General features: G+C 72.5%; 9 protein-coding genes and 1 pseudogene. 4 read left to right on the forward strand and 6 right to left on the reverse strand.

What is annotated here, in order from left to right:
• Positions 1–112 precede the first annotated feature (112 nt).
• The 3 genes from EBH09_RS34660 to EBH09_RS34670 form a co-directional block, all read right to left on the reverse strand.
• Positions 113–904, reverse strand: a complete 792-nt coding sequence (locus EBH09_RS34660; protein ID WP_121750753.1) for an SAM-dependent methyltransferase — start codon at positions 902–904, stop codon at positions 113–115.
• Between the two features lie 137 nt (positions 905–1041).
• Positions 1042–1683, reverse strand: coding sequence for a sugar O-acetyltransferase (locus tag EBH09_RS34665; protein ID WP_121750754.1), 642 nt, complete (start codon positions 1681–1683; stop codon positions 1042–1044).
• A 125-nt stretch (positions 1684–1808) separates the two neighbouring features.
• The gene (locus EBH09_RS34670) at positions 1809–3848 is read right to left on the reverse strand and encodes an RICIN domain-containing protein (protein ID WP_121750755.1); all 2040 of its coding nucleotides are present in this window, start codon (positions 3846–3848) and stop codon (positions 1809–1811) included.
• A gap of 423 nt (positions 3849–4271) precedes the next feature.
• Between EBH09_RS34670 and EBH09_RS34675 the strand changes: the two are divergent.
• Both EBH09_RS34675 and EBH09_RS34680 read left to right on the forward strand, forming a co-directional pair.
• Positions 4272–4559: pseudogene (locus EBH09_RS34675) on the forward strand (thiamine pyrophosphate-binding protein); the annotation flags it as partial.
• A 143-nt stretch (positions 4560–4702) separates the two neighbouring features.
• The gene (locus EBH09_RS34680) at positions 4703–5704 is read left to right on the forward strand and encodes an SDR family oxidoreductase (protein ID WP_238697528.1); all 1002 of its coding nucleotides are present in this window, start codon (positions 4703–4705) and stop codon (positions 5702–5704) included.
• A gap of 181 nt (positions 5705–5885) precedes the next feature.
• Here the strand turns inward: EBH09_RS34680 and EBH09_RS39865 are convergent, their stop codons facing one another.
• Positions 5886–6020: a hypothetical protein gene (locus tag EBH09_RS39865; protein ID WP_274595160.1), complete on the reverse strand. Its 135-nt coding sequence runs from the start codon at positions 6018–6020 to the stop codon at positions 5886–5888.
• 267 nt (positions 6021–6287) lie between these two features.
• Positions 6288–7088 carry a ribonuclease BN gene (locus tag EBH09_RS34685; protein WP_121750757.1) on the reverse strand — a complete coding sequence of 267 codons (801 nt, stop codon included), beginning with the start codon at positions 7086–7088 and terminating at the stop codon, positions 6288–6290.
• A gap of 178 nt (positions 7089–7266) precedes the next feature.
• Here EBH09_RS34685 and EBH09_RS34690 point away from each other — a divergent pair, with 178 nt between their 5' ends.
• Both EBH09_RS34690 and EBH09_RS34695 read left to right on the forward strand, forming a co-directional pair.
• Complete coding sequence (locus EBH09_RS34690) at positions 7267–8328, forward strand: glucose 1-dehydrogenase (RefSeq protein WP_121750758.1); 1062 nt, start codon at positions 7267–7269, stop codon at positions 8326–8328.
• A gap of 41 nt (positions 8329–8369) precedes the next feature.
• Positions 8370–9524: an enolase C-terminal domain-like protein gene (locus EBH09_RS34695; RefSeq protein ID WP_121750759.1), complete on the forward strand. Its 1155-nt coding sequence runs from the start codon at positions 8370–8372 to the stop codon at positions 9522–9524.
• A gap of 60 nt (positions 9525–9584) precedes the next feature.
• Here EBH09_RS34695 and EBH09_RS34700 read toward each other — a convergent pair whose 3' ends face one another.
• Positions 9585–9986: a hypothetical protein gene (locus EBH09_RS34700; RefSeq protein WP_121750760.1), complete on the reverse strand. Its 402-nt coding sequence runs from the start codon at positions 9984–9986 to the stop codon at positions 9585–9587.
• Positions 9987–10176: the final 190 nt, after the last annotated feature.

A 10176-nucleotide genomic window follows, 5' to 3' on the forward strand; every position in this document is an offset into this window, starting at 1 on the left:
CTACCAACGTCATGCTCATCGGCCTCGCACTGCTGGCCCTGCACGTCGCCGGGATCGGCAGCGGCTGGGCGACGCGCGGGCGGCGCCGCTGAGCCCCCGCGCCCGCCCGTCGTCAGCGGATCCGCGCCACGCCCGCGTAAATGCCGCTCTCCTCCGGTGCGGGCGGCTCCTGGCCCTCGCCGTACCACTCGGTGGCCGTGACCAGGCCGGGCGCCAGCAGATCCAGTCCGTCGAAGAAACGTGCCACCTCCGCCCGGGTACGGAAGCCGAGACGGATGCCGCCCTTGGCGTACTGGGCGATCACCTGCTCGGCGAGTTCCGGGAAGAGGTCGATCGCGGCGTGCGAGAGGACCAGGTGACTGCCCGACGGGAGGGTGTCGACCAGGCCGCGGACGATGCCGTGGGCGTCCTGTTCGTCCGGAACGAAGTGCATCAGGGCGATCAGCGACAGCGCGACGGGCCGGTCGAAGTCAAGGATCTCGCGTGCGTGCCGCACGATCTCGTCCGGTTCGCGGACATCGGCCTGGATGTAGTCCGTGGCCCCCTCGGGACTGCTGACCAGCAGGGCCTCCGCGTGCCGCAGGACGATCGGATCGTTGTCGGCGTAGACGACCCTGGCCGACGGCACCGCCTGCTGGACGATCTGGTGGAGGTTGGGCTCGGTCGGGATGCCGGTGCCGATGTCCAGGAACTGGTCGACGCCCTGCGCGGCGAGGTGGGCCACCGCACGGTTCATGAACGCGCGGTTCTGCCGCGCCGCGTCCCGCGCCTCGGGCGGCAGCGTCTCGCCCACCGCCTCGTCGACCGGGTAGTTGTCCTTGCCGCCCAGCAGCCAGTCGTAGACACGCGCGGGGTGGGCCCGGCCGGTGTCGATGTGGGGAGGCTGGGAATGGTCCGTCGTCATGACAGGCTCCGTGGTCCGGGAGGTGACGCTCCGCCGCAAATTCCCGATCATCGTACTGCTCCGCGTTCCCGGCCATGTGCGGGGCGGACGGCGGGAGTTGCCGTGCGGTCCGGGATCACCCGGCGGTCCTCCCGCGATCACTCGGAGCTGCGGGCCAGGGTGCGGGGCGGACGATAGGTCCACTCCCGGTCCGCGTCCGTGATCTCGCGTATCACCCGTGCCGGCGTCCCGGCGACGACCACCATGGGCGGCACGTGCGCCGTCACCACGCTGCCCGCGCCGACCACCGAGCCACGGCCGACGGTGACCCCCGGCATGATCAGCGCGCCGGCCCCGATCCACACGTCGTCCTCGATGCGCACCGGCGCCGAGAACTGCGTACCGTCCCTGCGCAGGTCCGGGTGGACGGGGTGCCCGGTGGCGCTGATGGTCACGTGCGGGGCGAACATCACCCGGTTCCCCACGAAGACCTCGACGTCGTCGACGAGGGTGAGGCCGAAGTTGACGTACACGTCGTCGCCCAGGTGCACACGACCGCCGTAGGCCACGTGCAGCGGCGGCTCGATCCAGACCCCCGTGCCCACGGAGGCGAGCATCTCCTTCAGGAGCGCCCCGCGACCCTCCTCGTCCCGGGCACCGGTCCGGTTGTAGGCGTCGGCCAGCTCCTTGCCCCGCAGCCGCTCCTCCGTCAGGCCCTCCAGTCCCGGCGCGCCGTCCGAGTAGAGCTCCTGCGCCGCCATTCTGCGGCGGACGTCGAGCTCGCGAGGGTCGCTGGTCATGCCGTCTCCTTCTGTCTGTGTGGGTGTGTGTGGAGGGGCTGTGGGGGCCCGTCTGTACGGGGCGGGGCCGGCCCCGCCCGCACCGCGGGTGGATGCGGGCGGGGCCGTTCGGCCGTGAGGGGGTGTCAGCCGGCGGACACGTCCGTCACCGTCCAGCGCTGGTTGGCGCCGGAGTTGGGCGGCCACGTCGTGACGGCCGCGCCCTCGTGCGTCGCCTGGCCGCCGACCTCGAGCAGGCGCCCGGTGGCCGCGTTGACCAGCGTCCAGGTGCCGTCACCGGTGGTCGACATGACCCACTCGGCGGCCTTGTCGCGCCTGCCGGTGTCGGGTTCGGACACGGGGACGTCGTCGCGTACGGCCAGCCGCGTGCCGTCCGCCGGGTTGGTGAAGACATGGCGGTCGCGCACGCCGCTGTCGTGGCGCACCGCGCTGAGCCGCCACTGCTGGGCGCTGGTTCCGGCCCCTGCGCCGAGGACCAGGCCGGTGCCGTTGCCCGCGACGGTGACGGCCTTGCCGCTCTGCACGCCGGTCAGCGTGTAGGTGTGGCCCTCGCGCAGCAGCGCGGCGTCCTTCGCGACGCCGGAGACGCCCTTGATCTCGAAGGAGGTCACGGACTGCGCGGGCACGGTGAAGGTGGCCGCGCGGTCGCTCACCCTGATCGGGGCCTGCTGTTCGAGCTTGCCGTCGGCACTGGTCACGACCGGGGTGACGGTGGCGCCCCGGCGCACGTCGCGGAACTTCGACAGGTCGACGGTGACCGTGCGGGCCTCGGCGGTGCGGTTGACGTGGACGAGCGAGGCGCCCTTGCCGTCGCGGGTGACGGCGGCGGCGCTGGAGGTGTCGTCCGTCTTGATCAGCCGGTCGCCGGGCTGGATGAAGTGGGTGAAGTTGCGGGCGGTGTCGAACTTGGTGTTGGTCCGGATCGGGCAGGTCTCGAGGGTGTCCTCGGCGGTGCAGCTGAACGGGAGCTGGATGCTGCCCCAGTTGCCGCCCTCGGCGGACTCGCCGCCCGGCTTCATGTTGTCGTAGTCCTCGACGGGCTGCCAGAACACCCAGGCGCGCGGCTCCAGTTCCCGCAGATCGTCGACGATCTGCTGGGCGAGGCCGAGGCCGGGCCGCATGTCCTCGAAGTCCTGGCCGTCGCCCCAGTCGCCGCCGACCTCGCTCATCCACAGGGGTTTGTCCGCGGCCTTGGACAGGTCGCGCACGGTGGTGCGCTGCCCGGTGCCGTAGGTGTGTACGTTCATCTGGTCGACGAGGTCGCGGTCGGCCTGGGAGTAGGCGTTCCAGTTCGTCGCGAAAGTGCCGGGGTTCGTCTCGTCCATCGCCGAGATGTCCGCCTTGACCTTCGCCTTCTTCAGCGCGGGGGCGAGTGCCCGGAGGACTTCGCGCTGGAGCCCGGGGCCCATGTGCGCCCCTTCCTGCCGGCCGCCGACGGGTTCGCCGTCCGCGCCCAGCCGCGTGCCCCAGTAGGGGGTGTTGGGCTCGTTGAACGGGTCGACGGTGTCGACCTTGATGCCCTCGGCCTTCTCCAGCCGCCTCGTCGCACCGGCCACGTAGGCGGCGAAGTCGTCGACCGACTCGGTCCTGAGCTGGTCGGCGGAGGAGTCGAAGCCACCGGAGACGTAGCCGCTGACGGTCATGAACCAGGGCGGGGAGTTGCTGAACGTCTCCCAGTGGTCGATGTCGTCCTTGATGCGCTCGACCCACCAGCGCTGGGTCGCGTCGGCGTCCTCGTTCCAGTCGGCCGGGTCGTCGGCGCTCCACCAGTCGGTGTCCTCGCGGGTGGTGCCCGCGGGCGCCTTCCACCAGCCCTCGACGGCGCCGCCGGCGCGCAGGTAGTCCTTGACGTCCGGCGCGTTGCCGCCGCCGATGTTGTAGCGGGCGATGTTCAGCCCCAGGCCGTCGTCGCCGAAGAGGAGCCGGGCCAGCTTCTCGCGGATCTCGGGCGGGTAGTCGCCGGTGGCGTTGGCGAACCAGACCAGACTCGTGCCCCAGCCCTCGAACGCCTCCTGCTGGTACGACGGGTCGGGCCGCACGGTGACGGAGGCGGCGGCCGCGGCCGGTTCGGCCTGGACGGGAACGCTGATCAGGGCGGCCCCTGTGGCCAGGGCGGTCAGGGCGGCGGCCCCGAGAGGGCGTCTGGTGCGGGTTCGGCGTGCCATCGTGTGCTCCCGGCTGGAAGGTGTGGTCGCTCATTCTGTTTGCGTAAACATCGAGCGTCGCGGAGGGTGCTCCCGCTGTCAGGGATGTGGGTCATGTTTACGTAAACATCGATGGCCGCATGTCTACCCTGCCCCGAGGGCGACGGTCAAGGGTCCGTCGGGGCTCGACCGCGCGCCCGGCTGCCGCGTACGGGGAGTGCCGGTGACGGACGTGCGCGTCCACTTCCGGTCCACGGTGTGCGGCGCGGGAGTCCGTGCGCCCATGGAGCCCCGTGCCGCCGGACGGGTGCTCACCTTCCTTTGTCCTGGGCGAATGATCGGCCGGTTCCTGGCCGAACGGGTGAGTACCGCCCGGTTTACGGGCTGCCGGGAAGGCAACTCCACAAGCCGACCGTCGTCCCCCGTCACGCCCAGGAGAGCCTCATGACCCAAGTCGCCGACCATGTGCTCCAGCGCCTGTCCGAGTGGGGCGTCCAGCGGGTGTACGGCCATCCGGGCGACGGCATCAACGGCCTGCTCGGCGCCTTCGACCGGGCCGACGGCGACCCGGAGTTCATTCAGGCACGGCACGAGGAGACGCCCGCGTTCATGGCCTGCGCCCACGCCAAGTTCACCGGCGAGGTGGGGTGCTGCATCGCCACGTCGGGTCCGGGCGCGGTGCACCTGCTCAACGGCCTCTACGACGCCACGCTCGACCACCAGCCCGTGGTGCACGACCCGCAGGCCACCGGCATCGCCACCGAGGGCGTACGCCAGAAGCTCACCGAGTACGCCGAGCACCTCCCCGGCCGGAGCAAGAAGTGAGCGGCGGGCGGCGGGCGCCGCGCGGTGGCCGACACCGTAGGGCGGAGGTCGTGGTCGTCACCGGGGCGAGCGGCGGCGTCGGCCGGGCCACCGCCCGGGCCTTCGGCGCCCGCGGGAGTTCCGTGGCCCTCCTCGCGCGCGGTGAGCACGCTCTGGAGCAGGCGGCGCAGGAGGTCCGTGAGGCCGGCGGACGCGCACTGCCCCTGGTGGTGGACGTCGCCGACCCGGAGGCCGTGGACGCGGCGGCCGCCCGGGTCGAGGAGGAGCTCGGCCCGATCGACGTCTGGGTGAACGCCGCGTTCTCGACCGTCTTCGCGCCGGTGGCGGAGATCGCACCGGAGGAGTTGAGGCGGGCCACGGAGGTGACCTACTTCGGCTTCGTCCACGGCACCCAGGCCGCCCTGCGGCACATGGCGCCGCGCGACCGCGGCACCATCGTGCAGGTGGGTTCGGCCCTGGCCCAGCGCAGCGTCCCGCTCCAGGCGGTGTACTGCGGGGCCAAACACGCCATCCAGGGCTTCACCGCCTCCCTGCGCTGCGAACTGCTGCACGACCACAGCGGGGTCCGGGTGACGATGGTCCAGATGCCCGGACTCAACACGCCCCAGTTCAGCTGGGTCCTCACCCGGCTGCCCCGGCATCCGCGCCCGGTGGCCCCGGTCTACCAGCCCGAGGTCGCGGCCGAGGCGGTCCTGTACGCCGCGGACCATCCCGAGCGGCGCGAGTACTGGGTCGGCGGCTCCACCGTCGCCACCCTGCTCGGCCAGAAGCTCGCTCCCGGGCTGCTGGACCGCTTTCTGGCCCGGACCGGCTACGACTCGCAGCAGACGGACGAGCCCGTCGACCCGTCCCGCCCGGTCAACCTCTGGAAGCCGCCGGACGACACCGCACCGGCCGACTACGGCGCGCACGGGGCCTTCGACGACGAGTCCCACGCCCGCAGCCTCCAGTTCTGGCTCTCCCGCCACCGCCGGCCGCTCGCACTGGGCGCCGCCGTGACCGGAACGGTCGCGGCGGTACTGGCCGACGGCATGCGCCGACGTTGTCGGTGACGCGATGGTGACGCGATGCCCGGGCCGGTTGCGGGCGCCGGTTGCCCGGCCGACGGCTGCGGGGTCGCCGTCGCGACGCGGCGTGGGGGAGTGACCCCGGCACGCCCGTCCTCCCGGGCGCCGGCCCTCCGGGCGGCTCAGTCCGGAGGCGGAGCCGTCCGCCGGTCGAGGACGTCCTTCGTCACGGCGGCGGCCAGGTATATGTCTGCGTGTCATCCCGCCGGACGGTGGTGACGTCGACGGACCACACGGCCTGGTGCTGCCGGTCCCGCTCCGGCCGGATGCCGGTCACCTTGCCGAACTCCGGACTCCTCACCTGCTCGACGGCCTCCTCGGGCGGCACCTGAGCCGAGGCGGCCGGGGCGGAGACCCGCTCCTTGTCCGCGGCCGTCCGTCCGGCCGGCCGTCCGGCACGGCGGTGCCGAGGAGCCGTCCGTGCACGGCGTCGACGCGGACCAGGCACCCCGGTACCGCGGGCAACCCGGTACCGCGGGCACGACGCCCGACGGAGGTGCACGTGAGCGGGCGGGCCACGGGCTGTCCGGCTTCCTGGAAGCCGGACGGGAGCGTGGCGGAGAACGGGTCATTCTCGGTCGATGTTCCGTGTCCACCAGTGGTGCTCGCAGAACCAGTGGCCGACCATCGCGCCGCCGAAGACGACGAACCCGACCCCGATCAGCCAGGACTCCACCACCAGCACGATGCCGACCGTGCCGTAACTGATCGCGTTGTCGAGGATGAGCGGCGTGAACACGAGGTACGAGAAGCCGCGCAGGCCGATCAGGCCCACCATGGTCGCGATCGCCCCCGGCAGCAGGTCGCGCCAGCGGACCTGGCTGCCCAGCAGGAAGTGCTGGCCCCACCAGAAGAACAGCATGCCCGTCGCCGTGGACAGCGCGATCCGCACGGACCCGTGCAGCGCGGTCCGCGTCTGCACCTCCTGGTAGAGGTAGGCGGTCAGCATGACCACCCAGGTCGCCTGGCGCCAGACACGGTGCCACGGGCCGGACGGCAGCTCCCAGATGCGTTCGTAGCCGTTCTGGACGCTCGCCGCGAAGGACACGCCGAACACGGCGAGCGCGATACCGCCCCATACGCTCGTGGTGCCGACGATCTTGGTCGGCGGACTGATGATGTCGGTCAGCACCCGGGCGGACCGGCCGGACAGCCCCATGCCGTCGGCCAGCCAGGAGGCGAACCCGCCGCGGGCCCCCAGGGGATCGAAGGCGGCCACCACGATCAGCAGGGGCGCCAGCGTGACCAGGGCGAGCGTGGCGAACCCCATGGCCCGGTGCATCAGCTCCAGGTCCCGGCCGCGCCGGACGAGGGCGGAAGCGGCCAACCGGTCCCACACACGGTGGAACGGCTGCCGGAAGCGGTTCACGGGATGCTCCTCGGGCGGTCCCTTCGATGGCTCGCGGATGCGGAACTGAGTGACCCGTCGGCGGGCCGGACAAACGTGGTGCCACCCGGACGCCCGCCGCGCACCGACCGGACGGCCCTCGCATGGGCCGAACGATGCGGGGAACCGGCTCCGGGAAGGCGAGCCGAGAGGAGGCATCATGCGCGCACTGACCGTCCGACCCGGCGGGGACGGCTCGCTCGCTGTGGAGGAGGTGGGGGAGCCGAAACCGGCCGCCGGCGAGCTGCTGGTGCGAGGGGTGGCCCTGGGTGTCTGCGGCACGGACCGGGAGATCGCTTCCGGCGCGTACGGCCAGGCACCGACGGATCGCGACCGGCTGATCCTCGGCCACGAGTCCCTGGGGCGCGTGGCCGAGGCGCCGGACGGCAGCGGATTCGCCGTCGGCGACCTGGTGGCCGGCGTGGTGCGGCGCCCCGACCCGGAGCCCTGTGGAGCCTGCGCGCACGGCGAGTTCGACATGTGCCGCAACGGCCGCTACCGCGAACGGGGCATCAAGGAACTCGACGGGTACGGCGCCGAGCTCTGGTGCCTGGAGACCGACTACGCCGTGCGCGTCGACGCGGGACTGGGCCTCGCGGGCGTGCTCATGGAGCCGGCCAGTGTGGTCGCCAAGGCCTGGGAGCAGATCGAGCGGGTGGGCGCCAGGGCCTGGTTCGAGCCCCGCAGCGTACTGGTGACCGGCGCCGGCCCCATCGGACTCCTCGCCGCGCTCCTCGGCCGGCAGCGCGGCCTCGACGTACACGTCCTGGACCGGGTCACGGACGGGCCCAAGCCGGACCTCGTGCGCTCCCTCGGAGCCACCTACCACAGCGGTGCGTCCGACGACGTGTTCGCCGCCGTACGCCCGGACGTCGTGGTGGAGGCCACCGGGGCCGGCCGGCTGGTGTTCGACGCGATGCGCGGGACGGCGGCGTACGGCATCGTCTGTCTCACCGGCGTCTCGCCCGCCGGGCGGAGCCTGACCGTGGACGCGGGCTCGGTGAACCGCGACATCGTGCTGGAGAACGACGTCGTGGTGGGCTCCGTCAACGCCAACCTCCGCCACTTCCGGCAGGCCGCCGACGCCCTGGCCCGAGCGGACCGGGAGTGGCTCCACCGGCTGCTCAACCGCCGGGTGCCGCTGGAACACGCGACACGGGCGTTCGAACCGAGCGCCGACGACATCAAGACGGTGATCACGCTGGAGGGCGGCGCGGACTGACCGCTCGCCTGCGCGTACGTGACGGCCCGAGGGAGTACGGGATGACGCCGGCAACCGGCTTCGACGCGAGGGCGCTGGACGGATGCGCGGTCGACGCGGTCGACGTCCACGCCTTCGAGGTCCCCACCGACGGCCCCGACGGACGGGAACAGGACGGCACCCTGGAGTGGGACTCCACCACCATGGTCCTGGTGCGGGTGCACGCGGGCGGCAGGACCGGCCTCGGCTACACCTACGGGGACGTGTCCGTGGCCGCCTTCGCGCACTCCGTGCTGGCGCCGGCGGTCAAGGGTGAGCCGGTCGCCTCACCGCCCGAGCTGTGGGAGCGGATGGGGACCCGGATGCGCAACGCCGGCCGTCCCGGCGTCGGGGCCATGGCCCTGTCCGCCGTCGACGTGGCGCTGTGGGACCTCAAGGCGAGACTGCTCGGCCTCCCCCTGGTCCACCTGCTCCCCGCCCACCACGACCGGGTGCCGGTCTACGGCAGCGGCGGCTTCACCAACTACCCCCAGGACCGTCTCACCGACCAGCTCTGCGGATGGGTCGAGCAGGGCATCCCGCGCGTGAAACTGAAGACCTCGCGGGACCCGGGGGCCGACGCGCGGCGCCTGACGGCCGTGCGCCGGGCGGTGGGCGACGGGACGGAGCTGTTCACCGACGCCAACGGAGCGCTCGGCCGCAAGGAGGCGCTGTACTGGGCGCACCGGTTCCACGACGAGTGGGACGTGCGCTGGTTCGAGGAGCCCGTGAGCTCCGCGGACCTGGCGGGGCTGCGGATGCTGCGCGACCGGGGCCCGGCCAGGCTGGAGATCACGGCGGGGGAGTACGCCTTCACCGCCCAGGACTTCGCCAACCTCGTCGACGGGCCGGCCGTGGACTGCCTCCAGGCGGACGTCACCCGCTGCGGCGGCATCACCGGCGTGCTGGAGGTCGCCGGTCTGTCGGCCGGCCGTCACCTCGACCTGTCCGCGCACTGCGCCCCCGCGGTGTCCGCCCACGCCTTCTGCGCCGTGCGCCGGCTGCGGCACCTGGAGTACTTCCACGACCACGTGCGCGTCGAGCGGCTGCTGTTCGACGGCGTCCTGTCGCCCGACGGCGGAGCCCTGCGCCCCGACACGGGCCGGCCGGGGCTCGGCCTGGAGGTCAAGTGGGCCGACGCGGAGCAGTACCGCGTGCACGGTACCCGCCCGTCCTGACCACGACCGGGAGACAGGCGATCCTGACCACGACCGGGAGACAGGCGTCCGACGGCCTCATCAGGGGTCCATGCGCTGCTGTTCACGCATGCGTTCGTTGTGCCAGGCGATGGCGGCGCGTATCTGCGGCTCCTGGAGGCCGGTCCGGCAGCCGAGCTGGTCCATGGAGAGCGCCGGCGAGCCCGTGGTGAGGGCGCGGGTGAGCTTCGCCGCCCACAGCTCCTCGTCCACGAAGGGCCGGTGCGCGTAACCGTTCTTGATCACGTCGAAGTGATCGTCGCAGCACGCGGTGATGAGCCGCAGCCCGTCGAACCACTCGTTGGTGAGATGGGCCGCGGAGGAGTCCGGCACGTAGCCGCTCACGGCTGCGTCCTCGGGGAAGACCCTGGCGCACAGGTCGCACAGCTCCATGGGGACCGGCTTGGCGGCCCGGCGGTCCTTCCTGCCCTTGCGCTTCCACATGGCGACTCCCGGGGATCGGTGTCCGGAATGCCGGAGTTACCCGCAGGGCGGGGAGCAAACGCCCCGCGGGTGAGGAGACCGCCGTCGACCCGGCCGCTCCGGACGCCGTTACGCCAGCCTCACCGGCAGCTCGAACAGGTCGTTCTGCGTGACCACCGGCTTGTTGCGCAGGTCCGATACCGGTACCGCC

The organism is Streptomyces sp. E2N166 (assembly GCF_003671715.1).
GTDB classification, from domain to species: Bacteria; Actinomycetota; Actinomycetes; order Streptomycetales; family Streptomycetaceae; genus Streptomyces; species Streptomyces thinghirensis.